The organism is Pseudoduganella sp. S-14 (genome assembly GCF_049913285.1).
Taxonomy (GTDB): Bacteria; Pseudomonadota; Gammaproteobacteria; order Burkholderiales; family Burkholderiaceae_D; genus Rugamonas.
Genome location: NZ_CP183991.1, coordinates 1,330,583 through 1,356,684 on the forward strand (window position 1 = coordinate 1,330,583; position 26,102 = coordinate 1,356,684).

Annotated in this window: 24 protein-coding genes and 1 pseudogene; 18 read left to right on the top strand and 7 right to left on the bottom strand. The window is 61.5% G+C overall.

Annotated elements, in window-relative coordinates:
- Positions 1-39 precede the first annotated feature (39 nt).
- The 7 genes from ACN9MZ_RS06165 (at position 40) to ACN9MZ_RS06195 (ending at position 3,070) form a co-directional block, all read left to right on the top strand.
- The gene (locus tag ACN9MZ_RS06165; protein WP_426341349.1) at positions 40-435 is read left to right on the top strand and encodes a hypothetical protein; all 396 of its coding nucleotides are present in this window, start codon (positions 40-42) and stop codon (positions 433-435) included.
- A 69-nt stretch (positions 436-504) separates the two neighbouring features.
- Positions 505-771 (top strand): hypothetical protein, encoded by a 267-nt coding sequence (locus ACN9MZ_RS06170; protein WP_426341350.1) that lies wholly within the window; start codon positions 505-507, stop codon positions 769-771.
- A gap of 75 nt (positions 772-846) precedes the next feature.
- Positions 847-1,281 (top strand): hypothetical protein, encoded by a 435-nt coding sequence (locus ACN9MZ_RS06175; RefSeq protein ID WP_426341351.1) that lies wholly within the window; start codon positions 847-849, stop codon positions 1,279-1,281.
- An 89-nt stretch (positions 1,282-1,370) separates the two neighbouring features.
- On the top strand, positions 1,371-1,751 hold the full coding sequence (locus ACN9MZ_RS06180; protein WP_426341352.1) for a hypothetical protein: 381 nt from the start codon (positions 1,371-1,373) through the stop codon (positions 1,749-1,751).
- 363 nt (positions 1,752-2,114) lie between these two features.
- Positions 2,115-2,393, top strand: coding sequence for an IS66 family insertion sequence element accessory protein TnpA (tnpA, locus tag ACN9MZ_RS06185; RefSeq protein WP_426341353.1), 279 nt, complete (start codon positions 2,115-2,117; stop codon positions 2,391-2,393).
- Positions 2,393-2,746 (top strand): IS66 family insertion sequence element accessory protein TnpB, encoded by a 354-nt coding sequence (gene tnpB / locus ACN9MZ_RS06190; protein ID WP_426338190.1) that lies wholly within the window; start codon positions 2,393-2,395, stop codon positions 2,744-2,746. Before tnpA ends, tnpB begins: the two co-directional genes overlap by 1 nt.
- A 21-nt stretch (positions 2,747-2,767) precedes the next feature.
- The gene (locus ACN9MZ_RS06195) at positions 2,768-3,070 is read left to right on the top strand and encodes a hypothetical protein (protein WP_426341354.1); all 303 of its coding nucleotides are present in this window, start codon (positions 2,768-2,770) and stop codon (positions 3,068-3,070) included.
- Between the two features lie 12 nt (positions 3,071-3,082).
- Here ACN9MZ_RS06195 and ACN9MZ_RS06200 read toward each other — a convergent pair.
- Positions 3,083-4,650, bottom strand: a protein-coding gene (locus tag ACN9MZ_RS06200; protein ID WP_426338214.1) for an IS3 family transposase whose coding sequence is annotated in 2 segments (ribosomal slippage) — positions 3,083-4,212 and positions 4,212-4,650 — 1,569 coding nt in all. Because the reading frame shifts where the segments join, the coding sequence is not laid out codon by codon here.
- Between the two features lie 101 nt (positions 4,651-4,751).
- On the opposite strand from ACN9MZ_RS06200, the pseudogene tnpC reads away from it, so the two are divergent.
- The 3 genes and pseudogenes from tnpC to ACN9MZ_RS06215 form a co-directional block, all read left to right on the top strand.
- Positions 4,752-6,200 (top strand): annotated as a pseudogene (gene tnpC / locus ACN9MZ_RS06205) (IS66 family transposase); the annotation flags it as partial.
- Positions 6,197-6,700: a hypothetical protein gene (locus ACN9MZ_RS06210; protein ID WP_426338188.1), complete on the top strand. Its 504-nt coding sequence runs from the start codon at positions 6,197-6,199 to the stop codon at positions 6,698-6,700. The pseudogene tnpC and the gene ACN9MZ_RS06210, both read left to right, overlap by 4 nt.
- A gap of 286 nt (positions 6,701-6,986) precedes the next feature.
- Positions 6,987-7,583: a hypothetical protein gene (locus tag ACN9MZ_RS06215; protein WP_426341355.1), complete on the top strand. Its 597-nt coding sequence runs from the start codon at positions 6,987-6,989 to the stop codon at positions 7,581-7,583.
- 79 nt (positions 7,584-7,662) lie between these two features.
- Here the strand turns inward: ACN9MZ_RS06215 and metH are convergent, their stop codons facing one another.
- Entirely contained in the window at positions 7,663-11,430 is a 3,768-nt protein-coding gene (gene metH / locus ACN9MZ_RS06220; RefSeq protein WP_426341356.1) for a methionine synthase, read from the bottom strand.
- 215 nt (positions 11,431-11,645) lie between these two features.
- Here metH and ACN9MZ_RS06225 point away from each other — a divergent pair, with 215 nt between their 5' ends.
- Complete coding sequence (locus ACN9MZ_RS06225) at positions 11,646-12,047, top strand: tautomerase family protein (RefSeq protein ID WP_426341357.1); 402 nt, start codon at positions 11,646-11,648, stop codon at positions 12,045-12,047.
- Here the strand turns inward: ACN9MZ_RS06225 and ACN9MZ_RS06230 are convergent.
- The 3 genes from ACN9MZ_RS06230 to def are packed head-to-tail and all read right to left on the bottom strand — an operon-like array spanning position 12,029 to position 14,438.
- Positions 12,029-12,925 (bottom strand): LysR family transcriptional regulator, encoded by an 897-nt coding sequence (locus ACN9MZ_RS06230; RefSeq protein ID WP_426341358.1) that lies wholly within the window; start codon positions 12,923-12,925, stop codon positions 12,029-12,031. The genes ACN9MZ_RS06225 and ACN9MZ_RS06230 overlap by 19 nt on opposite strands.
- The gene (gene fmt / locus ACN9MZ_RS06235; RefSeq protein ID WP_426341359.1) at positions 12,926-13,882 is read right to left on the bottom strand and encodes a methionyl-tRNA formyltransferase; all 957 of its coding nucleotides are present in this window, start codon (positions 13,880-13,882) and stop codon (positions 12,926-12,928) included.
- A 16-nt stretch (positions 13,883-13,898) separates the two neighbouring features.
- Positions 13,899-14,438, bottom strand: a complete 540-nt coding sequence (gene def, locus ACN9MZ_RS06240) for a peptide deformylase (protein WP_426341360.1) — start codon at positions 14,436-14,438, stop codon at positions 13,899-13,901.
- Between the two features lie 175 nt (positions 14,439-14,613).
- Between def and ACN9MZ_RS06245 the strand changes: the two genes are divergently transcribed.
- The 7 genes from ACN9MZ_RS06245 (at position 14,614) to ACN9MZ_RS06275 (ending at position 24,877) form a co-directional block, all read left to right on the top strand.
- On the top strand, positions 14,614-15,711 hold the full coding sequence (locus tag ACN9MZ_RS06245) for a LysM peptidoglycan-binding domain-containing protein (RefSeq protein ID WP_426341361.1): 1,098 nt from the start codon (positions 14,614-14,616) through the stop codon (positions 15,709-15,711).
- A gap of 5 nt (positions 15,712-15,716) precedes the next feature.
- Positions 15,717-16,952 (top strand): DNA-processing protein DprA, encoded by a 1,236-nt coding sequence (gene dprA, locus ACN9MZ_RS06250; protein WP_426341362.1) that lies wholly within the window; start codon positions 15,717-15,719, stop codon positions 16,950-16,952.
- A 49-nt stretch (positions 16,953-17,001) separates the two neighbouring features.
- Positions 17,002-17,466: a DUF494 family protein gene (locus ACN9MZ_RS06255; RefSeq protein ID WP_426341363.1), complete on the top strand. Its 465-nt coding sequence runs from the start codon at positions 17,002-17,004 to the stop codon at positions 17,464-17,466.
- 147 nt (positions 17,467-17,613) lie between these two features.
- On the top strand, positions 17,614-20,280 hold the full coding sequence (locus ACN9MZ_RS06260) for a DNA topoisomerase III (RefSeq protein WP_426341364.1): 2,667 nt from the start codon (positions 17,614-17,616) through the stop codon (positions 20,278-20,280).
- A gap of 43 nt (positions 20,281-20,323) precedes the next feature.
- Positions 20,324-22,369: an alpha/beta hydrolase domain-containing protein gene (locus ACN9MZ_RS06265; RefSeq protein WP_426341365.1), complete on the top strand. Its 2,046-nt coding sequence runs from the start codon at positions 20,324-20,326 to the stop codon at positions 22,367-22,369.
- On the top strand, positions 22,366-23,751 hold the full coding sequence (locus ACN9MZ_RS06270) for a YfcC family protein (RefSeq protein ID WP_426341366.1): 1,386 nt from the start codon (positions 22,366-22,368) through the stop codon (positions 23,749-23,751). The genes ACN9MZ_RS06265 and ACN9MZ_RS06270 overlap by 4 nt, the downstream gene beginning before the upstream one ends.
- Before the next feature lie 10 nt (positions 23,752-23,761).
- Positions 23,762-24,877, top strand: coding sequence for a succinylglutamate desuccinylase/aspartoacylase family protein (locus ACN9MZ_RS06275; protein ID WP_426341367.1), 1,116 nt, complete (start codon positions 23,762-23,764; stop codon positions 24,875-24,877).
- Here the strand turns inward: ACN9MZ_RS06275 and ACN9MZ_RS06280 are convergent.
- Positions 24,874-25,407 carry a hypothetical protein gene (locus ACN9MZ_RS06280; protein WP_426341368.1) on the bottom strand — a complete coding sequence of 178 codons (534 nt, stop codon included), beginning with the start codon at positions 25,405-25,407 and terminating at the stop codon, positions 24,874-24,876. The two genes, ACN9MZ_RS06275 and ACN9MZ_RS06280, sit on opposite strands and share 4 nt — an antisense overlap.
- Complete coding sequence (locus tag ACN9MZ_RS06285; protein WP_426341369.1) at positions 25,404-26,096, bottom strand: hypothetical protein; 693 nt, start codon at positions 26,094-26,096, stop codon at positions 25,404-25,406. Before ACN9MZ_RS06285 ends, ACN9MZ_RS06280 begins: the two co-directional genes overlap by 4 nt.
- Between the last annotated feature and the right edge of the window lie 6 nt (positions 26,097-26,102).

The following is a 26,102-nucleotide window of genomic DNA, read 5'->3' on the forward strand; positions in this document are numbered from 1 at the left end:
CAATCGCTGTATTTCAACAATTTCTATACAAGTCGTCGCATGATTCCAAATTCTTTGCGCTGCGTTATCTGGGCGTTGGCTTTGTCTATTGCGGTAGGATTCGCTGTAAAGGCATGTTCAAGTCCGGAGCTTGTGGAGACCTTTGGCGAGAAAAGTGAGTGGTCGACACTTCAGACCATCGAATCTCAATCACGAGGCAAATCTCTGAACGAGCCGGTTGTACAAAAGGTTCTTGATCGCGAGGTCCTTGGGGTTAAGGGGGCATCCGGCGATAACATTTGGATTTTAATGCGAACAGAATCTCCACCGTTCTACAAGCAAATGCCTAAAGGTCAATACGATTTACCTGAGGAGGTTGTGGAGAAATTGATCCTTGGAGACCGGGTTTCGTACACGGTTGGCGTTGTCTTGCGTTCGCATGTACGCAAGAAGTGATCGCCTTCCTTTTTTGTGACTGCGTGCAACCGGCCAATAACGGAAGTTGCGATTCGATTAGGACTTCATATGCAATACGCGGATGGAAGTGAAATCAAACCGGGGGACGTGATTCAGATCGATTCCCGCTATCGTGGCACTGTAGTCGCCTCCATGGATCTTGGCGAGTATCTTCCAGGGCAAGAATCATGGTCGTATCTGAAAGAAGGAATTATGGTGGACACCGACTTCGGCGGATTGGTACATTACACGAGGAATGCGACAGACGATCTGGTATTAATTAAGCGTGCCGTCTCTACAGATCCGATGCACATTCGCTCGCAAGCGGGCGATTAATTTCTGTAATCGGCCAAAACCGGTCATACACAACCGTGCCGGGTTATTATTTGCATTTTCGTAGATCCTTATTCCATGTATAAGCTTGACGTGCAGCTGGCTCGTGACACCATGCTCGCAACTTTTGGCCCAGACCGCTATATGAAATTCGTAGTAGCCTTGAATGGGCGATGTCAGCAAAAAAGGCGCATGTTTTTCTGGCAGGACGAAATGTGGAACCAAGTTCAGGAACAACTGGGCGTTCGGATCAATGACTTTTCGACGATTACGGGGCTTTTCCGCTTTTGTCATGTCCACAACGAAGAGCTCCGGCAGGAGCTTGTTCCAATCGGTTATGGGACACGACAAGCAACAGGCAACTACATAGAGGCTATGGAGTCGAAGTTCCCGTATGCGAACGAAGTCTATTTCGGGCCGAGCTGGCATGAAAAGCCAAAACATTGTGAAGTCTACTTTTGCGATGCTTGTAGGGCGGCGAAGAATCTCTGGCAGGATCAGTTGCCAGACTAGTTGCGGCGCGACATGTTGAAACTCAACGCCTTAGTCAATCGCTGGCGCCGGCAAACGGCCAACAGCAGTCCTTCATGAAGACAATATGAATGAATCAGATATACGCGTACGTTGACGGATCGGACTTGCATGAGGTGGAAAATCTGTTGTTACCTCGGTTCAGCGATTTTATTGCGAAATGGGGTGTGCCTTCAGCCGCAGTTGTAAACGATAAGCTTGCTCGCTCGGAAATTCATCAGAGTCAGGATCTGCCCGACTGGAACATAGGGCTGAATTTTGATGTAGAAACGCTTTCACCGGCTAGAATAGAAGAGCTTTTGAAATTCTTGGCCGACTTGGTAACCAGGACCGGGCGCGAGTTTGCAATCGGAGTGTGGCATCAAAATGAGGGCCTAGGTGAAGATCTATTTTTCATAGATGCCGAGTTTGATTCTAGAATTCTGGCGCTGCTGACTGAGCTTCTCCAATGACGCCAATCTCACAGCGGCGCTAACGGCCAGAAGAGGACCTCGTAGAATCAAGTGCCGGAACAGTAACCCTCAACTTCAATTCAATTGAATGATCTTGCAATTTAAATGCCTGGACGGCGGAACGCATCCCATCCTTGGGAAGGTCTGGCACCGATTTCCCACCTGTGTCGCGAAGGCTGGTGAACGATATGAGCGATATCTTTGCTCGGCACTGTTTATGACGATGCATACCAGCGATGACTGCATAGAAGGTAAGCGCTCCATAAACCCCAACCTGTTCAACTGACGGTCGCTGCGGCATCCTTGCCACATCGTTTTCATCAGAGGTGGACATGGCAAGGGATGCGAAGTTTTGGCAGGGACATGTGGCGGAGATTGAGCGTAACGGCTGGGTGGCGAGCTGAGTATGCGCGGCACCATGGCTTATCGGTGACGGCGCTGTACTACTGGCGTGCCAAACTAAAGGCCATGCCGGCCAGTGCCAGTGCGGCGGTAACCAAGTTCATGACGCTCGATGTCATGCCGGCAATGGCGCCAGCACCGTGCGTGGTGAGCGTAGGCGCGGTTCGGATTGAAACGCACTGCTTGCCCGCCCCGGAATGGCTGGCGGCACTGGCCGTGGCGACGCAAGGAGCGCGCTGATGCACAGGGGCTTTCAGATCGGCCAGGTCCACCTGTGCCGCGCGCCGATCGACTTTCGCAAGTCGATCAATGGCCTGTCGGTGCTGGTCGAGCAAGAGCTTGGGCTCGATCCATTCGGCCAGGCGCTGTACGTGTTCGTCAATCGCCAGCGCACCAAGCTCAAGGTGCTTTACTGGCACCGTAACGGTTTCTGCCTGTGGATGAAGCGGCTGGAGGCCGAGAAGTTCGCCTGGCCGAGTGAGCGTGCCGGCGTCGAGCAAATCAGCGCGCAGCAGCTGGAGTGGCTGCTGGAAGGTTTCGACTTGTGGCGCCACGCTCCCCACCAAACGCTGCATTACTCTTCTGTTTCCTGAGCGAGGCTGTTAACATGTGGCATGCCTTCACCCATCGACACACCCGCCATCACATTGCCGCCAATCGAGCTTCCCAAGCTCGCCGTGCTGGTGCCGTCGTTTGCTTTGCCGGAGCATCTGCCGAACGACGTGGGCAGTCTGCAGGCCTTGCTCAAGGCGCAGCAGCAGGCGTTTCATGCCGCCGTGCTGACCGTGCAAGATGCGGTGCAGCAGTCGTACGCCGACGCGGCCGATACCATCCGTGCGCAGGTGCTCGATGCGGCCCAAGTTGCAGCGCGCGGCGCGGCGATCAAGGCTGCCAACGATCGGCGCGTGTCAAGGTAGTTGTCGCCTGAATCAAGCAGCAATTTGCTGAGTTTGAATCTCCTTCGCAGCGACGGAAACGACGAGATCCCGTTCGGGGTTCAACGTGACCGCGTCGCATGGCGTCCAGTTGCGGGTATGGCCCGACCAGCGAGCCGGGTGGCGAGCCTGGGCGGACAGATACAGGCGATGCCGCGCTGCCAGAATGGCAGTATCCAGTCCCGCATGTCGCTGCGCCGGACTAACATAGCGAATGCCACTATGCCGGTGGTCGAAGTTGTACCACTGCACAAAGCGGGCTGCCCAGTCTCGTGTGTCGGCCAGATCTGCGAAGCCACTGGAAGGGAATTCCGGACGGTACTTCGCGGTACGGAACAACGCTTCGGCGAAGGCGTTGTCGTCGCTCACACGTGGGCGCGAGTACGATGGCTTAATGCCCAGCCAATGCAGCATGGCCAGCACCGTGGTCGCCTTCAGCGTGGCGCCGTTATCGCCATGCAGCACCGGCTTGTTGTGGCGCATAGCGACACCCTCGACCAAAGCCGTGCGCCGCACCAGATGACTGGCGTGGTCGGCATCATCCTCGGCATGCACTTCCCAGCCGATGATCTTGCGGCTATAGAGATCCAAGATCAGGTAAAGGTAGAACCAGCGGCCCGCCACTACAGCCGGCAAGTAGGTCATGTCCCAGCACCACACCTGGCCGGGTGCAGTAGCGACATGGGTGGTCGGCGGCCGTTGTTGACGAGGTGCTTTGGCACGGCCGCGATGACGCACTTGGCCATGGGCACGCAAGATGCGGCTGAACGTCGATTCGCTGGCCAGATAGATGCCCTCATCGGCCAACATGGGAACAATGCGCGCCGGCGGCATGTCGGCAAAGCGCGGTTCATTCGCAGCTGCCAACACCGCCGCGCGCTCATCATCCGTCAGCGCATGCGATGGCATGGGGCGTACCGCCGTCGGGCGACGATCGCCGCTTACCAATCCACCGCTTGCCTGCCAGCGCTGCAGCGTGCGAGCGCTCAGCCCGACCGCCGCGCATGCCTCGCTCAAGCGGGCACCGGCTTGGCAAGCTTGTTGGATTTCCAGGGCCAGAGCCTGGCGATCTTCGAGGCCGATCATTCGTCCTCGGCCTTGTACTTGCTGAAGATCGCCTCGGCTTTTTTTGATAGCACCAGCAAGGCTGCAGTTTCGGCCAATGCCCTGTCCTTACGGCGCACCTCGCGCTCAAGCTCTTTGATGCGGCGCTTGTCCTGCTTGGCTTCCGCTGCGCTCAAACGTTTTTCTCCCGGCTGGCCCAGCGCATTGATCGCCTGCTCGCGCCATACCGCCAGCTCGTGCGGATATACGCCGTTGCTGCGGCACCAGGCACCCTTGCTGGCCTCGTCCATGGCGGATGTCGCCAGCACCGCTTCAAACCGCGCGGCGGGCGTCCATTCGCGGCGTTGCGCTGGATTCGCCAACGCCTCGCTGCGCCAGCGCTCCAAAGTCGATTCGCTCACGCCCACCGACAAGGCCACATCCTTGATCGATGCACTTTCCGGTGGCAGCAATCGCGCCACCGCTTTGTCTTTGAATTCTTGTCCGTACCGTGCCACTTCTCACTCCTGTTATCGCCCCCATTTTCTCAGATCTATCGGAGCGACAACTATTTTGACACCGGGGGGATTACCTGATCCGCATGATCGAGCAAGCCAAGCTGGCTCGCCATCGTCTGTATGGCGCCAGTTCGGAACAAATGGCGGCGCTGCAGCGCGGGCTATTCGACGAGGCGGAAAGCTTGGCGCGCGACACGAGCCAGGAACAGGATGTCGCGCCGCAGTCGCCAGCCGACGGCAAAGCCAAGGACAAATCGGCTGGCCAAAACAAGCGCGGCAAGCGCACTGCACTACCGGGCGAGTTACCGCGCGTGGATGTTGTGCACGAAGTACCCGAGTCAGAGCGCACCTGCCCCTGTGGGACGCCGATGGCGGTGATCGGCGAGGAGGTGAGCGAGCAACTGGACATCGTGCCCATGCAAGTACGGGTGCTGCGCCACGTGCGCAAGCGCTATGGCTGTCCCAACGGCACGCACGTGCCGGTGACGGCCGCGTTACCGCCCCAACCTATCCCCAAGAGCAACGCCAGCGCCAACTTCCTGGCCATGCTGTTGGTGGCCAAGTACCTCGACGGCTTGCCGCTGGCACGCTTCGAGCACGTACTGGAGCGCCATGGCGCGCTGGTGCCGAGGCAAACCTTGGCGCGCTGGGTGATCGGCGCGGCCGCCGTGCTGCAGCCGCTGCACAACCTGATGCGCGATCTGCTGCTCGACGGCCAGTTGATTCATATGGACGAGACCGTGATGCAGGTGCTCAAGGAACCCGGCAAGGCGCCCTGCTCGCACAGCTATATGTGGGTGCAGACGGGCGGCCCGCCGGAGCGTCCAATCATCTTGTACGACTACGATCCGAGCCGCAGTGCGGAGGTGCCCGTGCGCCTGCTGGAAGGCTTCCGGGGCTATCTTATGACCGATGGGTACGAGGGCTACAACGCGCTAGCGCGCACGCCGCACATCGAGCACTTGATTTGCTGGGCACACGTGCGACGACGTTTTGTCGAAGCCGTCCGCGTGCAGGCCAAGGGCAAGCGTGGCCTGGCGGATCAGGCCATCGACTTGATCGGCCAGCTGTATGGCGTCGAACGCGAGCTGCGCAACGCCAGCGACGCCCAGCGCCTGCAAGGCCGCCAGGAGCGCAGCTTGCCGCTGCTGGCCAGCTTGCGCATATGGCTCGATGGCGTGTTGCCGGCCGTGCCGGGCAAGACCAAGCTGGGCGAGGCACTGACCTACCTGCACAAATACTGGCCCAAGCTGGTGCGCTATGTCGAACGCGGCGATCTGCCCATCGACAACAACCGTTGCGAGAACGCGATCCGCCCCTTCGTGGTCGGCCGCAAGGGGTGGCTCTTCTCCGACACGCCGGCCGGCGCGCATGCCAGCGCCGTCACCTACTCGCTGGTGCAGACCGCCAAGGCCAATGGCGCCGAGCCTTACGAGTGGCTGTGTCAAGTGTTGCGCGACTTGCCGACAGCCACCACAGTTGAGCAAGTTGAGGCGCTACTGCCTTGGCATTTTGGCACCGCAGTGGCCGGCCTCCAGGAGCAGGCATGAGCCGAATATCGGCACCAATACTCGCCCGCGCCATCAAGGCGATTCAGGCCATGAACACGGCACAGAAAGAAGCGCTGGCCGATGAGTTGTTCCAGGCGCAGCCGACCCTACTCGGCGCCGTACTCATCCTGCCACGAATGGGAGTGCCGATGGAAAGGGTGGAGTTCGCGCTGAATTTGCTGTTCGTCTGCTTCCAGTCCATGAAGGAGACGGGCTGGTCGTGGCCCCGCATTTCCGAAGATGAATTGGATCGGCAAGCTACCCGCTATAGCGCCATCATCCAGTTCAGCGAGGGCATGCATCCCATGCTGGTTCAACAGGCGCAACAACAGTTCGCCACAGGCCATCCAGAACCTGCCTTGCTGGCGTACGTGAGTACCGAAACGACGCGCTGGCTTTCCAGTGTTGCTCCACTCGAAAGCGATAAATACGTTCTGCTATCGGCCATGAATGTCGTCAATTGCATTGCATACGTGCCGATGCCGAAGCGTGGAAAGTAGCCCTCAAGCCTGTGGTTCGTGGATCGCTTACCATAGAAGCTATTGGGCTGCTCGATTCGGTTTTAAGTGGGACGTCCGACGAGGCATTCTTTGGACTCAATGACACGGAGGTCACCTTCACGGAGCGCGGTGCTCAGGTCGACATTCTCATTGAGGATGAGAACGGAACCACTGATGGACTATTTGATTTGAACGAGTTTCGAATGGCGATCGTCGCGTGGAATGAATTCTTGAGCCGACCTTGTACGTGCGAATACTTGCTCGAAATAGACATAGGAAAGACACAGTGACAACTCAAGTTGCAGACGGAGTGATCTACGATGGAAGAAAGTTTGTTCTTTGTGGACGTAATGGTCCAGAACTTTTTGATCCGACGATTTACGGCCTTGTACCAGCTGCGCCATCGACTGCCTGCTACCGAGGATGGATGGCTGATTTTGCCGTCAACGATTTCTTGATGCTGAAGGATTTATTCATCTTTCATGATGCAGGCCTGCCTGTACTGAACCGTAGCCCAAATGGCCCTCTCGTAAATTCTATCGCACCTGTAGATCCGAATTCATGGTGTGGATTCAACTGCCTATATCAAGACGTGAATTTGACGACTCCTTTTACTGGCGGACTTTTGATCGCTGATGGGTTCATCAAGCAGGGCGGCGTGAACATGGGTTTTCACCGATTCTGGGAATACGAGATTGTCTTGGAATTGATCTTTGAAAGCGGCCACCTTCAAAGTGTCGAAGACAAATCGGCAGTAGCGCGGACCGTTCGCCAGAATCATTTGGGAACGGACATACTTGGGCACAAGAATATTACCGACGATACCGCCACCAAAGATTGGATCGAGCATTCCTTCTCACTGAATTACAACCGCTACCTGTGAATTCGGAGAGATAGTTTTAGATTAGCGACCGTCCGCAAAGGGGCGAAATGAGCCTCTCAGGCGAGAGGCCCATTTGCAGTTAAAGGTTGGGTGCCAGCCAGCGCTCGAGCTGGTCTTTCGCGACGCCGCGTCGAGTCGCCATGTCCATCAGCTGGTCTTCGTTGATCTTCCCAACAGTAAAGTACTTTGACTGCGGATGGGCGAAGTAGAAGCCCGACACGGCTGCGCCCGGGAACATCGCGAATGATTCAGTCAGCTCCATGCCGATCTCGTTCGCGTTCAGCACGCGGAACACATCGGCCTTCACTGTGTGCTCTGGGCAGGCCGGATAGCCCGGGGCCGGGCGGATGCCGCGATACTCTTCCTTGATCAACTGTTCGTTGCTCAGCGCCTCATCGGCGGCATAGCCCCATAGGTCTTTGCGCACGCGCTCGTGAAGGTACTCGGCGAAAGCCTCTGCCAGACGGTCAGCCAGCGCCTTCAGCATGATCGAGGAATAGTCATCATGCGCATCTTCAAAGCGTTTTTCGTACTTTTCAATGCCCAGGCCCGCGGTCACCGCGAACATGCCGATGTAATCCTGCGTACCGGAATCCTTCGGTGCGATGAAGTCCGAGAGGCATTGGTTCGGGCGCTGAACGCCATCGATCACTGGCTTCAGGCCTTGCTGGCGCAGGCCGTAGTAGGTGAAGGCCACTTCCGAGCGCGACTCGTCGGTGTAGATCTCGATGTCGTCTTCGTTGACCGTGTTTGCAGGCAGGAGCGCGATTACGCCATTGGCAGTGAGCCAGCGCCCTTCGATGATCTTCTTCAGCAGCGCCTTCCCTTCTTCGAAGACCTTGGAAGCCGCTTCGCCGACCACTTCATCGGTCAGGATGGCAGGGAAGGGGCCAGCCAGGTCCCAGGTCTGGAAGAACGGTCCCCAGTCGATGCATTCGGCGATCGCTGCCAGGTCCACATTCTTGAATACGCGGCGGCCAACGAACTTCGGGCGCACCGGCGCAAATTCCAGCTTGGCCTTGTTGGCGCGCGCGGTTTCCAGCGACACGCTCGGCAGCGCCTTCTTGTTGGCGTGCTGCTCACGGATGCGGGCGTAGTCGTGGTCCAGTTCTTCTACGAACTTGCCGCGCTGTTCGTCGGTCAGCAGCGACTGCGCCACCGACACGGAACGCGACGCATCCGGCACATACACCACCGGGCCTTCGTAGTTGTGGGCGATCTTCACCGCCGTGTGGGCGCGGCTGGTGGTCGCTCCGCCGATCAGCAGCGGGATCTTCATCATGCGGAAGTGCTCGTCGCGCTGCATCTCTTTTGCCACGTGGGCCATTTCTTCCAGCGACGGCGTGATCAGGCCGGACAGGCCGATGATGTCGGCATTCTCCAGCTTGGCGCGCGCCAGGATTTCGGAAGCGGGCACCATCACGCCCATGTTCACAACTTCAAAGTTATTACATTGCAGGACCACGGACACGATGTTCTTGCCGATATCGTGCACGTCGCCCTTCACGGTCGCGATGACGATCTTGCCCTTTGGCTTGGCCACGATGCCGGTACGCGCTTCTTCCGCTTTCTTTTCTTCTTCGATGTAAGGAATCAGGTGGGCTACGGCCTGCTTCATTACGCGCGCCGACTTCACCACCTGCGGCAGGAACATCTTGCCTTGGCCGAACAGGTCGCCGACGATGTTCATGCCGTCCATCAGCGGGCCCTCGATCACATTGATCGGGCGGCCGCCGGAAGCGAACACCTGCTGGCGCATTTCTTCCGTGTCTTCGGTGATGAACTGGGTGATGCCGTGCACCAGCGCGTGCGCCAGGCGCTTCTCGACCGGGGCGTTGCGCCATTCGAGGTTGGCCGCTTCCTGCTTGGCGCCGCCTTTCAACGTTGCTGCGAATTCGATCATGCGCTCGGTGGCGTCTTCGCGGCGGTTCAGCACCACGTCTTCCACGCGCTCGCGCAGTTCGGCCGGCAGGTCGTCGTAGACGCCGATCATGCCTGCGTTGACGATGCCCATGGTCATGCCAGCCTTGATGGCGTGATACAGGAATACGGTGTGGATCGCTTCACGCGCCGGGTCGTTGCCGCGGAAGGAGAACGATACGTTCGACACGCCGCCCGAGATCTTCGCGTGCGGCAGGTTGTTCTTGATCCAGCGGGTGGCTTCGATGAAGTCCACCGCGTAGTTGTTGTGCTCTTCGATGCCGGTGGCGACTGCGAAAATGTTCGGGTCGAAGATGATGTCTTCCGGCGGGAAGCCGACTTTCTCGGTCAGCACCTTGTAGGCGCGGGCGCAGATTTCAATCTTGCGCGCGTAGGTGTCGGCCTGGCCGGTCTCGTCGAAGGCCATCACGATCACGGCGGCGCCGTAGCGGCGGCACAGTTTCGCCTGGCGGATGAATTCTTCCTCGCCTTCCTTCATCGAGATCGAGTTGACCACGGCCTTGCCCTGCACGCATTTCAGGCCTGCTTCGATCACCGACCACTTGGAGGAGTCGATCATGATCGGCACGCGCGAGATATCCGGCTCGGAAGCGATCAGGTTAAGGAAGCGCGTCATGGCAGCCTGGGAATCCAGCATCGCCTCGTCCATGTTGATGTCGATGACCTGGGCGCCGTTTTCCACCTGCTGGCGCGCCACGGACAATGCTTCGTCGTACTGCTCGTTCAGGATCATGCGCGCGAAGGCTTTGGAACCGGTCACGTTGGTGCGTTCGCCGACGTTGACGAACAGCGAGTCGTCGTCGATGGTGAAGGGCTCCAGGCCGGACAGGCGCTGGGCCACCGGCACGTGCGGCAATGCGCGCGGGGTGGCGGTCGACAGCAGCTTGGCGACAGCGGCAATGTGGTCAGGCGTGGTGCCGCAGCAGCCGCCGGCCACGTTGATGAAGCCCGCGTCGGCGAATTCGCGCAGCAGGCGCGAAGTGTCTTCTGGGAGCTCGTCGAAGCCGGTGTCGCTCATCGGGTTGGGCAGGCCAGCGTTCGGGTAGATGCAGACAAAGGTATCGGCGATCTGCGACAGCTCTTCGGCGTAGGGACGCATCAGGGTCGCGCCCAGCGCGCAGTTCAGGCCGATGGTCAGCGGCCTGGCGTGGCGCACCGAGTTCCAGAAGGCCGGCACGGTCTGGCCGGACAGGATGCGGCCGGAGGCGTCGGTCACGGTGCCTGAGATCATCAGCGGCAGGCGCTCGATCTCAGGGCGCTCGTCAAAATACTGGTCGATCGCGAACAACGCGGCCTTGCAGTTCAGGGTATCGAAGATGGTTTCGACCAGCAGCACATCGACCCCGCCGTCGACCAGGCCGCGCACTTGCTCGGAATAAGCGGCAACCAGTTGGTCGAAGGTGACGTTGCGTGCGGCCGGGTCGTTCACGTCCGGCGAAATGGAGGCGGTCTTCGGCGTCGGGCCGAGGGCGCCGCAGACGAAGCGCGGCTTGTCGGCGGTCGAATACTTGGCGGTGGCAGCTTTGGCCAACCGGGCTGCTTCCACGTTCATTTCATAGGCCAGGTGGGCCATGAAATAGTCGTCCTGTGCGATCGAGGTGGCGCCGAAGGTATTGGTCTCGATCAGATCCGCTCCGGCGGCCAGGTAACGCTCATGGATTTCCTGGATGACATGAGGCTGCGTCAGCGTCAGCAGCTCGTTGTTGCCTTTAACGAAAAGTTCGCGGTGACCGCTGCCTTCCGGCGCCGCGAAATCGGCAAAACGCTCGCCGCGATAGGCTTTTTCATCGAGCTTGTACTGCTGGATGATGGTACCCATTGCGCCATCCAGGAACATGATGCGCTTTGCGAGGATGTCGCGCAGCTGGGCTTCGGTCTTGGAGGTTGGACGGGTCGTGTTGGTCATTTTGATATCGCGGATTGGGCAACGTGGACCTGAAATTATACGGCAAAGCAGCATTTTTCCCCGGCCGCTGCCCCTGACCGCCGAGATATATTCGGCATTTGCTTATGCGATTTGTGCTGGAATTGCACAAATCATGTGTTGCTAGACGGCTAACAATCGGGGGCGGGTTTGGCTAAGATGGCTCCATCAACCAACCACTTTGAAGGAGCTTCAAAATGCCTATCTTGAATATCACCGTCAGCGGCACCCCGGAACAAGTGCCTGCCAAGAAAGTCACCAGCATCCTGATGAAGCACACCGGGGAGATCCTGCACAAGGCGCCTGCGCTGACCGCCATCGCTGTGCATTACACGCCACGCGAGCAGTGGTTCGTGGACGGCAAGTCGCTGGTGGAGCTGGGCAAGTCGAGCTTCTACTTCGACATCAAGATCACCGACGAAACCAACACGGCGAATGAGAAGTCGGCTTACATCGCGGCGGTGTATAAGGACTTGCAAGCGCTGCTCGGCGAGTTGCATGAAGTCAGCTACATCCACATCGACGACGCGCGCCCGGCAGCCTGGGGCTGGGGCGGCCTCACGCAGCAGTTCCGCGCGGTTCAGAAGATGTTGATGTAAATGCTGGCGGCGTAATCGACGAAGGCGCGCACCTTGGGCGACAGGTGGCGGTTCTGCGGGTAGAGGGCGTACAGCTCGCGCGGCTTGGGCATGTAGCCGTGCAGGACTTCCACCAGTGCGCCGTTCTCAAGCTCTTCGCGGACGATGAAGGCGGCGGCGTTGGCAATGCCAAGGCCCGCTGCTGCTGCCGCTTTCAGGGCGACGTTGGTGTTGGCCTGCAGCGATCCGCGCACAGCGACAGCATGCTCCGCGCCATCCGGGCCGACCAGCGTCCATTCACTGGAGCGCGTGGCCGCCGTGTAGACGAGGCAGTTGTGTTGCGCGAGATCGTCCGGGACGACAGGTGCGCCGTGCGTGCCCAGGTAGCCAGGGCTGGCGACAAGCACTACTTTGCTGGTGGCGAGACGGCGTGCAACCAGCGTCGAATCGGGCAAGTCGCGCGCCAGGCGCAGTGCGACATCGAAACCGTCCTCGATCAAATCGACCATGCGGTCATTGCATACCAGGTCGACCTGCACGCCGGGGTACTTCGCCATGAAGCCGGGCAGCCATTGCGCCACCTCGATGGTGCCGAAAGCCATCGGCGCATTGATGCGCAGGACGCCGGTGGGTTCGGCCTGGTGGCGGCCGACGTTGCGGTCGGCGTCATCCAGCAGGTCGAGCACTTCGCGCGTGGATTCGTAGTAATCGCGGCCGGCATCGGTCAGGGCGAAGCGGCGAGTGGTGCGGTTCAGGAGCTGGGCGCCGAGGTGTTCCTCGAGCTGGCGCACCTGGCGCGAAACGATGGTGTGGGAAATGCCGAGGGCGTCGGCGGCTGCCGTAAAGCTGCCCAGTTCAACCACGCGGCGGAGCGCGCGCAGCGCCGCGAGTTGGTCCATTTACTGGAAACGCTGCCCGTCGAGCGGGAAGCCTTTGATGAATTCGGCAGCCGGCAGGCGCTTGCCGCCCGGTTTTTGCAGCTGCGTCAGGCGCAGCGCGCCTTCGCCGCAGGCGACAATGATGCCGTGCTGCGCGTCGGCAGCAATCACCTGGCCGGGCGCGGCGCTACTGCCTTCGTCCAGCACTTCCGCGCCCCACAGCTTGATCACCGTGCCATTCACTTCGCTGTGGGCGCCGGGGAAAGGATTGAAAGCGCGGATCTTGCGGCTGATGTCGCGTGCAGGCTGGCTGAAGTCCAGCACGGCTTCTTCCTTCAGGATCTTGTTGGCGTAGGTGACGCCTTGCTCGGGCTGCGGGATGGCTTCCACCACGCCTTTTTCCATCTTGTGCAACACCTTGACCATCATCTGGGCGCCCATGGCGGCCAGCTTGTCGTGCAAGGTGGCGGTGGTGTCCTGCGGCGTGATCGGGGTGCGCTCGATCAGCAGCATCGGACCGGTGTCCAGGCCTTCTTCCATTTCCATGATGGTGACGCCGGTTTCCGCATCGCCCGCTTCGATCGCACGATGGATCGGGGCGGCGCCGCGCCAACGGGGCAGCAGGGAGCCGTGGATGTTCAGGCAAGGCTTGATGTCGAGGGTGGAGCGCGGCAGGATCAGGCCATAGGCAGCGACCACCATCACGTCGTAGTCGGTGGCCAGCAGGCGCTCGTGGGCGGCTTTGGCTTCCGCTGCGCGCTGCGGATCCTTGGCGTCCATGCGCAAGGAGAGCGGCTGCAGCACTTCGATGCCGTGCTTGACGGCGTATTGCTTGACCGCCGAAGGCTGCAGCTGCATGCCGCGGCCGGCCGGGCGGTCGGGCTGGGTCAGTACCAGGGGAATCTCGAAACCTGCTTCGTGCAGGGCCTGGAGGGCAACGGCCGCAAATTCAGGCGTGCCCGCGAAGATCACTTTCATGCTTCCCCCGCAGGTATCAGTAACGGCGGCCCGAAGCGCGCAGCGCTTCGTCGCGCTGCAAGCCACGTTCTTCTTTTTGCAGTTTGGTCTTGATACGATTGCGTTTCAAGGGGGACAGGTATTCAACGAATACCTTGCCTTTCAGGTGGTCCATCTCGTGCTGGATGCAGACAGCCAGCAGGCCGTCGGCGTCGATCTCGAACGGCTCGCCCTTGACGTCGTAGGCACGTACTTTGACTGCGGATGGGCGCTCGACGCCGTCATAGACGCCGGGCACGGACAGGCAGCCTTCGTCGTAAACCTGTTTTTCTTCGCTCGACCACAGGATTTCCGGGTTGATGAAGGCGGTCAGGCCGGTTTTGTCTTCGGTGACGTCAATGATGACAACTTGCTCATGCACATCCACCTGGGTTGCGGCCAGGCCGATGCCTGGCGCGTCGTACATGGTTTCCGCCATGTCTTCCACCAGTTTGGCCAGGCGCTCGTCGAACACGGCAACGGGTTTCGCAACTTTGTGCAGGCGAGGGTCTGGGTAGCGGAGAATATTCAGTTTCACGGGAGAATCTTATTTAAACAACAATGAATGTGCGGTAAACGGCGCATATAATGCGTGCACGATTGCTTCTGTGACACGAATTCCTTGCTTGATCAGGGTAATATGGGCAGAATTTGATTTCAGTGAGGCAAGCCTTTGTGGCCTTCCGTCATTGCCGCACCTAACGGATATATCAATGAAAAATTTTAGCACAAGCAGCAGCCGCCTGTTGGCCGCAGCCCTGTTTTGCGGTGTGACGGCCGTTCCGGCCCACGCCAAGACCATTGTCTGTGAATTCAAGCCGAACGCACCGGATAGCCATACCGTCGTCAAGGGCGATACCCTGTGGGGTATCTCCGGAACCTTCCTCGACAAGCCTTGGTGCTGGCCGCAGGTTTGGGGCATGAACAAAGAAGAAATCGCCAATCCGCACTGGATTTATCCAGGGCAGATCGTCTGGTTCGACCGTGAGGCCGGCCGCCTGCGCCTTGGCAACAAGGTTGGCGGCGATGGCACCACGGGCGATATGCGCCTCGGCCCGCAACTGCGCACCGAAGGCCTGGGTAAGGACGCCGTCCAGTCGATCCCGTCCGGCGCGATCGAACCGTTCCTGACGCAACCCTTGATCATCGAAGAAGATGAGCTCAAAAATGCACCGCGCATCATTGCGACGCGTGGCGCCCGCGTCTTCATCGGCAAGGACGACAAGGCCTATGTCCGCGGCGACCTGAAAGGCAATACCTCATTCCAGGTGTTCCGTCCAGGCAAACCGCTGAAAGACCCGATCACCAAGAAGACGATCGCCCTGGAAGCGTTCTACCTCGGCACCCTGAAACTCGACGCGCCGGCGGAAGCGGGCAGCGACGTGCATACCTTCATCGTCGCCAGCGCCAAGGAAGAGATGGGCAAGGGCGACTTGCTGATGGCAATGCCGCCTATGCCGATGCAGAACTATGTTCCGCATCCGCCGGAAGTCGAAGTCAATGCCAGCGTGCTGGCCGTGTATGGCGGCGTCACCCACGCCGGCCAGAACCAGGTTGTCAGCATTAATCGCGGAAAGCTTGACGGACTCGATATCGGTTCCGTGCTGCAGCTATACCATAGGGGTGAAGTGGTGCCTGATCCAGGTGCGTCGAAAGGCGCGCTGAATCTGCGCAAGCCAACGGTCAAGCTGCCGGATGAACGAGTGGGCAGCTTGTTTATCTTCCGTGTGTTCAAGCACATTTCGTATGGCTTGATCATGCAGGTGACTGAACCTGTCGTCGTGGGGGATATCGCCAAGACAGCGGAGTAAATTCCATGGCCGTGCAAGTCACGGATGCCCCCAACCCCGCCCGCCAGGACTTCGAGCGCCTGGCGATGTGGCTGCGCCTGGCGAATACGCCGGGCGTCGGCCGCCACGGAGCCTTCAAGCTGCTCCAGCATTACCACTCTCCCCAAGGCGTTTTCTCTGCCGCCGATGCCCGCCTGGCTGCGCCTCCCGCACAGGATGACGCCGCGCCGCTGCCGTTGCACATGCTGAAGCAAGCCGATGCCGACATCGTGCGGCCCCGGCGCGAGCGCGCCGTGGCCGATGTTGCCGAAGACGAGATCTCGCTGGCAGCAGCACGTTGCCTTGCCGGTCCCATGCCGGAGCGGATACACGCACTGGCGCATGCCTCGCTGGAATGGGCAGCGCAGGCCGGCAACCACCTGGTCTTGCTGGGCGACCCGGCATACCCGCCGACCTTGCAGCACATCGCCGATCCGCCGCTGCTGCTGTATGCCAAGGGCGACCTGTCCCTGCTCCAGCGCGAGGCTGTGGCGGTAGTGGGCGCTCGCAACGCCACCATGCAAGGCAAGTCCAACGCGCGTCAGTTTGCGCTGGCGCTGAGCCAGGCGGGCATGCCGGTGATCTCCGGCCTGGCGCTTGGCATCGACGCCGCCGCGCACGAAGGCGGCCTGGAAGGGCCGGGCAGTACCGTGGCGGTGATCGGCACCGGGATCGACCGCATCTACCCGCGCCGCAATGCCGCGCTGGCGCGCCGGATTGCCGAGCAGGGCTGCCTGGTCAGCGAATTCGCGCTCGGCACGCTGGCGCGGGCCGAGCACTTCCCGATCCGCAACCGCATCATTGCCGGCATGACCCGCGCCACGCTGGTGATCGAAGCAGCGGCGCGCTCCGGTTCCCTGATCACCGCGCACGCGGCCGTGAATGCCGGGCGCGAAGTCTTCGTGCTGCCAGGTTCCGTGCTCTCGCCGCAGTCGGTCGGCTGCCATGCGCTAATTAGAGAGGGCGCGCGCCTGGTCGCCACGCCGGAGCAACTGCTGGAAGACCTGGGCTTGCCGGCGCCGGGCGAGCCGGTGCCGCAGATGGACCGGGCCGCAGGCTGGCTGCTGGCTGCCCTCGGCCACGATCCGGTCGGCGCCGATGAGCTTGCAACAAGGTTGCAACTTGCGCCAAGTGATATGCAGGCAAGCTTGCTTGCCTTGGAGCTTGCAGGTGTGGTGGAAAGGCTGCCGGGCGGTGCTTTCCAACGCCTGAAAGGCTTTTGAACTGCCGTTACGCTTGTGCCCGGCTCACAGATGCTGCTAAAGTAGCGCCATGTTTGACATCCTGGTTTACCTGTACGAGACCTATTACCGCCCTGATGCCTGCCCTGAACCCGCAGCATTGGCAAAGAAACTTTCCGCTGTCGGCTTCGACGACGTAGAGATTTCCGAGGCGCTGGTCTGGCTGAATGACCTCGCCGCCATGGCTGGCGTCGAGCAGTCGCTGACGGCCGCTTCTTCTGGCACGCGCTTCTATGTGCGCCAGGAGCTGGATGTACTGGGCACCGCCGCCGTTGGCTTTATCCAGTTCCTGGAGAGTGCCGGCCTGCTGTCCCCGCTGCAACGTGAAATCGTCATCGAGCGCGCCCTGGCGCTGGACGAGGCCCCGGTGTCGCTGGGCAAGCTGAAGATCATCGTGCTGATGCTGCTGTGGAGCCAGGGCAAGGAGCCGGACGCCCTGATGTTCGACGACCTGTTTGGCGCCGAAGAAGACCAGGCGCCTCGCCTGTTGCACTAAGCGCACTCTTGCCGGCGTTGCCCAACGCCGGCCGTTTCCGTAATAATATTTGCAGCATTGTGGCTTTCATACGAAGCCGCAAGCCAGCGCTTACTTGCGAATGTTGTATTATGCGCGCTGCCGCATACACCGACGAGAACTATAAATATGAGTAAAGCCCTCATCATCGCTGAGAAACCTTCTGTCGCGAACGACATCGCGAAAGCCCTTGGCGGCTTCAGCAAGCACGATGAGTATTTCGAATCCGACGACTACGTGCTGTCTTCCGCGGTGGGTCACCTGCTGGAAATTGCCGTGCCAGAAGAGCACGACGTCAAGCGCGGCAAATGGACCTTCACTCATTTGCCGATGATCCCGCCGTACTTTGCGCTGAACCCGATCGCCAAGACCGAATCGCGGCTCAAGGTGCTGAACAAGCTGATCAAGCGCAAGGACGTCACCACCCTGATCAACGCATGCGACGCGGGCCGCGAAGGTGAACTGATCTTCCGCCTGATTGCGCAGAATGCGAAAGCCAAGCAACCGGTCAAGCGCCTGTGGCTGCAGTCGATGACGCCGACCGCGATCCGCGACGGCTTCACCCACCTGCGCAGCGACGACGAGATGCTGCCGCTGGCCGACGCAGCGCGCTGCCGCTCGGAGGCGGACTGGCTGATCGGCATCAACGGCACCCGCGCCATGACCGCTTTCAACTCGAAGGAGGGCGGCTTCTACCTGACCACCGTGGGGCGCGTGCAGACGCCGACCCTGTCGATCGTGGTCGAGCGCGAAGAGAAGATCAAGAATTTCGTCTCGCGCGATTACTGGGAAGTGCGCGCCGAGTTCGTGTGCGCGGCCGGCATCTATGAAGGCCGCTGGCTGGATACCAGCTTCAAGAAGGACGAGACCGATCCGGAAAAGAAGGCCGAGCGCCTGTGGAGCAAGGCTGCCGCCGATTCGATCGCGCTGGCTTGCCGGGGCAAGCAGGGCAATGTCACCGAAGAGTCCAAGCCGACCACCTCGATGTCGCCTGGCTTGTTCGACCTGACTTCGCTGCAGCGTGAAGCCAACTCGCGCTTCGGCTTCTCGGCCAAGAACACCCTGGGCCTGGCGCAGGCGCTGTACGAGAAGCACAAGGTGCTGACCTATCCGCGTACCGATTCGCGCCACCTGCCGGAAGACTACCTGCCAACCGTCAAGGACACGCTGGAAGTCCTGAAGGACAACCACAACTACAACCAGTTCGCCAAGCAAATCCTGGACAAGGGCTGGGTCAAGCCGAACAAGCGCATCTTCGACAACACCAAGATCAGCGATCACTTCGCGATCATCCCGACCGGCATCCAGCCGAAAGGCTTGTCGGAGCCCGAACAGAAGCTGTACGACCTGGTAACCCGCCGCTTCATGGCGGTGTTCTTCCCGGCTGCGGAATTCCTGGTCACCACCCGCTTCACCGAAGTGGCCGGCCACCAGTTCAAGACCGAGGGCAAGGTGATGACCAATCCGGGCTGGTTGGCCATCTACGGCAAGGATGCCGCGAGCGACGACGACAAGGAAGGCAGCGGCAACCTGGTACCCGTGGCGAAAGGCGAGAAGGTGCTGACCGAGAAAGTCACCCCGAACGGCCTGGTCACCAAACCGCCTGCGCGCTACACCGAAGCGACGTTGTTGTCAGCCATGGAAGGCGCGGGCAAGCTGGTCGACTCCGACGAACTGCGCGACGCCATGGCCGGCAAGGGCCTGGGCACGCCGGCAACGCGCGCGGCCATCATCGAAGGCCTGCTGGGCGAGAAATACCTGCTGCGCGAAGGCCGCGAACTGATGCCGACCGCCAAGGCGTTCCAGCTCATGACGCTGCTGCGCGGCCTGGGCGTGAGCGAACTGACCGCGCCGGAACTGACCGGCGAATGGGAATACAAGCTGTCGCAGATGGAGAAGGGCAAGATCTCGCGCGAGGAATTCATGCGTGAAATCGCCCAGATGACCCAGATCATCGTCAAGCGCGCCAAAGAGTACGACAACGACACCATTCCGGGCGATTACGCGACGCTGAAGACCCCGTGCCCGAACTGCGCTGGCGTGGTCAAGGAAAACTACCGCCGTTTCGCCTGCACCAAGTGCGAATTCTCGATGACCAAGGTGCCTGGCGGGCGCCAGTTCGAAATCGAGGAAGTCGAACAGCTGCTGCGCGACCGTACCATCGGTCCGTTGCAAGGCTTCCGCTCCAAGATGGGCCGTCCGTTCGCGGCGATCCTGCGCATCGTGCGCGATGAAGAGATCAAGAACTTCAAGCTGGAGTTCGACTTCGGCCAGAACGACGAGGAAGGCGAGGACGGCGAAGGCGTCGACTTCACCGGCCAGACGCCGCTCGGCCCTTGCCCGAAATGCGCCGGCGGCGTGTACGAGATGGGCCTGGCCTATACTTGCGAAAACCAGGTAGCCAAGCCGAAGACTTGCGACTTCCGTTCCAGCCGCATCATCCTGCAACAGGAAATCCTGCCGGAGCAGATGGCCAAGCTGCTCAACGAAGGCAAGACCGACCTGCTGCCGGGCTTTATCTCGCAGCGTACCCGCCGGCCGTTCAAGGCTTTCCTGGTGCGCGGCAAGGATGGCAAAATCAGCTTCGAATTCGAAGAGCGCAAGGCCAAGCCGGGCGCGGCGGCCAAGAAAACGGCAGCGAAGAGCGACGGCGCGGAAGGGGCGGCCGAGGCCGCACCAGCCGCCAAGCCAGCTGCCAAGAAGGCAGCCGCGAAAAAGGCTCCAGCTAAAAAAGCTGCAGCCAAAAAGCCGGCAGCGAAGAAGGCAGCCGCCAAGAAAACTGCGGCAGCGGAATAAACCAACGGGACCCGCGCGGTCCCGTTTTACTTTGTTCGACACCATGAAGAAATCCCGCTGGGCGGCGATTGCTGCCACGCTGTTTGTAGCCGGTGCATCGCAGGCCGCCGTCGAGCGTATCGAGATCACAGAGCGCGTAGCGTTCGCGCCGGGCGTCAAGTTCGGCGAACATGGAGAGTTTGAAAAGCTGAGAGGCATCGCCTATTTCTCGCTCAATCCCAAGGCCACCGCCAACCTGCCGATCGTCGACCTGAAACGCGCCCCGCGCGACAAGCGCGGCATGGTGCGCTTCTCCAGCGAGTTCGTGCTGGTGCGCCCTGTGAGCGGCAAGACCGGCACCCTGGTATACGACGTCAACAACCGCGGCAACATCGTCGTCCTTGGCCAGCTCAATGGCAAGGCCCCGAAGAACAATGACCCCACGACGGCGGAAGATGCCGGCGACGGCTTCATGATGCGGCACGGTTTCAGTATGCTGTTCTCGGCCTGGACCTGGGACGTGGCGCCATCGCCCGCCGGCGTGAAGCCGCTGGTATTCAAGGCGCCTGTTGTGAAAGGCCCGCGCGGCATGACGGCCAATGAATTCATCGTCGATGCCCCGGCCGAAGTGGCTAGCTACGCGGGCCTGCGCGGCATCGGTTACGAGCCTGCAACGCCGAACGACCCGGAAGCCGTGCTGACCGAACGCACGCACCAGAGCGACATCCGCCGCCCGGTTGACCGCAGCCGCTGGGAATTCGTGGCGCCAGAGCAGCCAGGCGGCCCGGGTCGCATCAAGCTGCAAGGCGGCTTCCAGCCCGGCACGATTTACGAAGTGCGCTATGAAGCAAAAGACCCGCGCGTGACCGGCGCCGGCCTGGCCGGCATTCGCGACCTGCTGGCGTACTTCCGCGATAACCCGGTCGAAGGCGCTTCACTGCCCAAGACGGTGCTGATGTTCGGCTACAGCCAGTCGGCGCGCCTGATCGGCCGCATGCTGCACGACGGCCTGAATCTGGACGAGCAGGGCCGCATGGTATTCGACGGCGCTTTGCTGGAAGTGCCGGGCGCCGGCGGATCGGGCGGCTTCAACAGCCGCTTCGTCCAGGTCACGCGCCACCCGTCGATGCTGGAAGAGCACGACTACCCGACCGACTCCTTCCCGTTCACCAGCACGCCCACGCGCGACCCGGTAACCGGCCGCATGGCGTCCACGCTGGACCGCGCCAAGGACAAGTATGGCCGCGTGCCGAAGCTCCTGATCGCCAACACCTCGGCCGAATTCTGGAACCGCGGCGCTTCGCTGCTGACCACCGCACCGGATGGCGTGGGCGATGTCGCGCCGGCCCCCAATGTGCGCGTGTACGGCCTGATGGGTGCCCAGCACTATGTCGGCCGCTCGCGCACCCGCGCACCGTTCACTGCCTGCGTCTCGACCACCAATTACTACCTGTCCTTGCGCGCCCTGATGCTGGCGCTGGACGGCTGGGCCAGCAAAGGCACGGCGCCGCCGGCCAGCGCCTATCCGCGCCTGGAAGACGGCACCCTGGTTTCGGTCGAAGCCTACCGCAAGGCCTTCCCCGCCGTGCCGGGCCTGGTACCGCCGGAGCAGAACCTGCGCGAGCCGCGCCTGGACCACGGCGCGCGCTTCCTGTCGCAGGGCATTGCCGACCTGGTGCCGCCGGCGCAGAAGATGGCCTTCGAAACCCGCGTCCCGGCGCCGGACGCCGACGGCAACGACCGCGGCGGCGTGCGCCTGGTGGAGCTGCAGGCGCCGCTCGGCACCCACACCGGCTGGAACCTGCGCGCGCCGGAGACTGGCTTTGCCTGGGCCACCTCGCGCTACGACGGCAGTTTCGTCCCGTTCGCCCGCACCGAAGCCGAACGCAAGGCCGCCAGCGATCCGCGTCCAAGCCTGCAGGCACGCTACCCCAATCGCGACGCCTTCATCGCCGCCACCCGCGCCGCCGCCGCACGCCAGGTCGCCGCGCGCCTGCTGCTGCAGGAAGACGTCGAACGCACCGTCGCCGAACGCGCCGGCCTGTACGACCGCATCCTGGCGCGCGACCCGGCAGACCCAAGCTGCAATTACCTGTATCCCGATCAATGAAGAAGCTCAAGCTCCCCAATACTTTCGTCCTGCTGTTCATGATCCTGGCGCTGATCGCGCTGGCCACCTGGCTGGTCCCTGGAGGCAAGTACGAAACGCACCTGGTCAACGGCAAGCAGCTGGTCGACCCGGGCACTTTCCATTACATCGAAAGCAAGCCGCAGGGCCTGGCCGCGCTGCTCATGGCGCCAATCAAAGGCTTCGCGGAGGCGGGGCTGATCATCGGCTTTGTCATGCTGACTGGCGGCGCCTTCAACGTGCTGCACAAGACGCAGGCGATCGATGCCATGATCAAGTCCATCGCCAAGGCGCACTCGCGTTCGAGCCTGGTGCGCGCGGCCCTGATCCCGGTGTTCGTGACGCTGTTTTCGATCGGCGGCGCCACCTTCGGCATGAACGAGGAAGCGATTCCCTTTATCCTGATCTTCGTGCCGCTGGCGCTGGCGCTCGGCTATGACACCATCACCGGCGTATCGATTCCCTTCCTCGGTTCGCAGGTCGGCTTCTGCGCGGCTTTCCTGAACCCGTTCAATGTCGGCATCGCGCAGGGCATTGCCGGCGTACCGCTGTTCTCCGGCATCGGCTATCGCGTGATCGTGTGGTTCATTGCCACGGCCGTCACGATTGTCTTCCTGATGTGGTACGCCGCGCGCATCAAGCGCCATCCGGAAAAGAGCCCGACCTACCTGCTCGACATCGAAAAGCGCGCCGAAGGCGTGGTCGACTTCGGCGGCTTCGAAGGCATGACGGCGCGCCATCGCCTGGTGTTGTGGATCTTTGCCGCCTCGCTGGGCGGCATGGTGTTCGGCGTGGTCAGATTCGGCTGGTTCATCGAGGAGATCGGTGCGCTGTTCCTGGCCATGACCATCGTGGTGGCCCTGATCGGCCGCCTCGATTCCGACGAGGCGGTGGCAGCCTTCGTGCAGGGCGCGAAAGACCTGGTCGGCACCGGCCTGGTCATCGCACTGGCCCGCGGCACCATGGTGCTGGCGCGCGATGCGCACATCATCGACACCATGCTGCACGGCCTGATGCCGCTGGTCGCATCGTCCTCGCCAGTGTTCTCGGCGCAGAAGATGTTCCTGATCCAGTCGGTCATCAACTTCTTCATCCATTCCGGCAGCGGCCAGGCTGCGCTGACCATGCCGATCATGGCGCCGCTGGCCGACCTGGTGGGCGTGTCGCGCCAGACCGCCATCCTGGCCTTCCAGTTCGGCGAATTCACCACGCCGATGATCCCGACCTCGGGCATCACGGTCGGCGTGCTGGCGCTGGCGCGCATTCCGTGGCTGACCTGGGCGCGCTGGATGGTGCCGCTGCAGCTGATTTACCTCGTCCTGGCGCTGGCCTTGCTGGTGCCGCCTTGCCTCATGAACTGGTAGGATGGCAGACATGGAAACCATCAAGCATCCGCTCTCCGCGCCCTATGGCACGGTGTATTACGAACTGACCAGCTACCATTTCGGCAAGGCGGGCGGCCCCAAGGCCTATATCCAGGCAGCGCTGCACGCCGACGAAGTGCCGGCCATGCTGGTGGCGCACGAGCTGCACCAGCGCCTGCAAGCGCTCGAGGCGGCCGGCAAGGTCAAGGGCGAGGTGATCCTGGTGCCGGCGGCCAATCCGATCGGGCTGGCGCAAGTCATCAACGAGCGCCCGTTCGGGCGCTTTGACCTGAGCAACGGCATCAACTTCAACCGCGGCTACCCGCATTATTTCGAGCAGCTGAAGGCCAGGCTGAAGGACCAGTTGGGCAGGGATGCCGACGCCAACGTGCGCACCATCCGCCGCCACTTGCGCGAACTGGCCGGGCAGTGGCAGCCTGCATCGGATGCCGCCACGCTCAAGAAAGCGCTGTTTGAAATGGCCATCGACGCCGACATCGTACTCGACCTGCATTGCGAGAACGAGGGCGAGCTGCACCTGTACGTGGGCACCTCACTGTGCGAGGCGGCCCAGCCGCTGGCCAACCTGATGGGCGCCTGCGCCGTGCTGCATACCACCGGCGCCGGCGGCGAGCCGTTCGACGAGGCTTGCAGCCGCCTGTGGTGGGACCTGGCCGCGCATTTCGCCCCGGACTACCCGATTCCATCGGCCTGCATGGCGGCGACTGTCGAACTGCGCGGGGAAGTGGACGTCAGCTACGAGCTCGCTGCACGCGACGCGGATGCCATCATCGGCTACCTGCACGTGCGGGGCCTGGTCGACGCGGGTGACGTCAAGGTGCCGCAGCAGGGTTGTGCGCCGACGCCGCTGGAAGGCACGCAGCGCCTCGATGCGCCGCATGCCGGCATGCTGGTCTACCTGAAGGAAGTCGGCGCCACCGTGCGCGCCGGCGACGTGATCGCCGACCTGATCGACCCGGTCAGCGGCGATACCACCCAGTTGAAATCGGAAGTCGACGGCGTGCTGTTCACGCGCCTGTCGCACCGCTACATCATCCGCGGCATGAACGTAGCCAAGATCGCGGGCGACAAGCCGCTCCGCAGCGGCAGCCTGCTGAGCCTCTAAGGCGTTTCGACAATCACGTTTTCACGTGCGGCCGTGGTGGAGGCGATGATGCGCCACGGTCCGCCGGCCGTCTGGCGCCAGATGGTGATTTCAGCCGCCTTGTGCGGCTTGCCGGTCGCGCGGGCGAGGAATTCGCCGCAGGCGATTTCGTACTGGATGCGGCCATCGTCCAGGACGACCCGGCTGGACGATACCGGCCCGCCGGCTTCGCGCCACCAGTCTTCCTTGTAGCTATCGTCCACGCCTGCTTCGTGCAGCGCATCCTCTCGGTCGAAGCGCATGAAACCGGCGTCGAGCTCGGGGCTCACAAAGGGGTAGGCGATCTCGGGGCGCCACTCGCAGCGCTCACTTTCAACCACCGTGGTGCCGGCGAAACCGGTCATCGCCTTGCGGTCGGCCGGAATGCGCAAGTCGATATGGAAGTCGGCTGCCTGGAACCACCAGACCGGCGTCACCAGGTCGCTGCTGCCGTCGGCGCGCCAGATGCCCTTGCGGCGCCACAGCCCTTCGTATGCCTGCGGTACGCTCATTTCAAGTCTTCGGTTTCGAAATAGACGGTACCGCCGATGGCTGCCATTTTCGTCTTCAGCGCCATGGCCAGGGCGTCGTTGCCGGCGGCCTTCATGCCCCATTTGCGCACCTGGACCGCAGCGGTCGGCGCACCGGGCTCGGCGTGGTAGGAAACGATATGGTCGAAGTCGGGACGGCCGTCGATTTCCTTGACGAGGAAGCGCTGCGCGCCGCTGCCGACTTGCATGTAGCGCGCCATGCCGGCGTTGCGCGGCTTGCCGTCCAGCTGGCGGAACACTAGCACCTTGTCGATCACTACCGTGGCGCCCTGGTACTGGACGCTGCCGCCGCGCTCGAAATGGCCCTGCACCAGGTCTGCCTTGAAATCCTTGCGTGGATGCTTCGCTGCCGGCGCCAGTGCGCTCAGCTCGAACTTTTCCGGGTCGACGGTCCACAGCGCGTCCTGGCCGTCCAGGCGCTTGCGCAGGGCCGCATCGGTGGCCTGGTCGGCAATGTGCACCTGCAGGATCACCTGGTAGTCGTGGGGCGCATGAAACATCGGCAGGTGGGAAGCGTACAGTCCCTCCTGCCCGCCAAACAGGGCCATGCCGTGGGTGCCGTAGGTCTGGTCCGCCGCATGCGAAGGCAGCAGGGGCAGGATGCAAGTTGCCAGAATGGCGCCGGCAAGCGCGCGTCGGATGAAATTCATCCGGCC

Bases quoted from the DNA above. Each gene is read 5' to 3' on its own strand.
- metH (WP_426341356.1), bottom strand. From the start codon at position 11,430: ATGACCAACACGACCCGTCCAACCTCCAAGACCGAAGCCCAGCTGCGC.
- ACN9MZ_RS06230 (WP_426341358.1), bottom strand. From the start codon at position 12,925: ATGGACCAACTCGCGGCGCTGCGCGCGCTCCGCCGCGTGGTTGAACTG.
- ACN9MZ_RS06175 (WP_426341351.1), top strand. From the start codon at position 847: ATGTATAAGCTTGACGTGCAGCTGGCTCGTGACACCATGCTCGCAACT.
- ACN9MZ_RS06255 (WP_426341363.1), top strand. From the start codon at position 17,002: ATGTTTGACATCCTGGTTTACCTGTACGAGACCTATTACCGCCCTGAT.
- ACN9MZ_RS06165 (WP_426341349.1), top strand. From the start codon at position 40: ATGATTCCAAATTCTTTGCGCTGCGTTATCTGGGCGTTGGCTTTGTCT.
- ACN9MZ_RS06180 (WP_426341352.1), top strand. From the start codon at position 1,371: ATGAATCAGATATACGCGTACGTTGACGGATCGGACTTGCATGAGGTG.
- fmt (WP_426341359.1), bottom strand. From the start codon at position 13,882: ATGAAAGTGATCTTCGCGGGCACGCCTGAATTTGCGGCCGTTGCCCTC.
- ACN9MZ_RS06265 (WP_426341365.1), top strand. From the start codon at position 20,324: ATGAAGAAATCCCGCTGGGCGGCGATTGCTGCCACGCTGTTTGTAGCC.
- ACN9MZ_RS06260 (WP_426341364.1), top strand. From the start codon at position 17,614: ATGAGTAAAGCCCTCATCATCGCTGAGAAACCTTCTGTCGCGAACGAC.
- ACN9MZ_RS06195 (WP_426341354.1), top strand. From the start codon at position 2,768: ATGCCTTCACCCATCGACACACCCGCCATCACATTGCCGCCAATCGAG.
- ACN9MZ_RS06275 (WP_426341367.1), top strand. From the start codon at position 23,762: ATGGAAACCATCAAGCATCCGCTCTCCGCGCCCTATGGCACGGTGTAT.
- ACN9MZ_RS06210 (WP_426338188.1), top strand. From the start codon at position 6,197: ATGAGCCGAATATCGGCACCAATACTCGCCCGCGCCATCAAGGCGATT.
- ACN9MZ_RS06170 (WP_426341350.1), top strand. From the start codon at position 505: ATGCAATACGCGGATGGAAGTGAAATCAAACCGGGGGACGTGATTCAG.
- ACN9MZ_RS06280 (WP_426341368.1), bottom strand. From the start codon at position 25,407: ATGAGCGTACCGCAGGCATACGAAGGGCTGTGGCGCCGCAAGGGCATC.
- ACN9MZ_RS06270 (WP_426341366.1), top strand. From the start codon at position 22,366: ATGAAGAAGCTCAAGCTCCCCAATACTTTCGTCCTGCTGTTCATGATC.
- ACN9MZ_RS06285 (WP_426341369.1), bottom strand. From the start codon at position 26,096: ATGAATTTCATCCGACGCGCGCTTGCCGGCGCCATTCTGGCAACTTGC.
- tnpB (WP_426338190.1), top strand. From the start codon at position 2,393: ATGCACAGGGGCTTTCAGATCGGCCAGGTCCACCTGTGCCGCGCGCCG.
- tnpA (WP_426341353.1), top strand. From the start codon at position 2,115: ATGTGGCGGAGATTGAGCGTAACGGCTGGGTGGCGAGCTGAGTATGCG.
- dprA (WP_426341362.1), top strand. From the start codon at position 15,717: ATGGCCGTGCAAGTCACGGATGCCCCCAACCCCGCCCGCCAGGACTTC.
- ACN9MZ_RS06245 (WP_426341361.1), top strand. From the start codon at position 14,614: ATGAAAAATTTTAGCACAAGCAGCAGCCGCCTGTTGGCCGCAGCCCTG.
- ACN9MZ_RS06225 (WP_426341357.1), top strand. From the start codon at position 11,646: ATGCCTATCTTGAATATCACCGTCAGCGGCACCCCGGAACAAGTGCCT.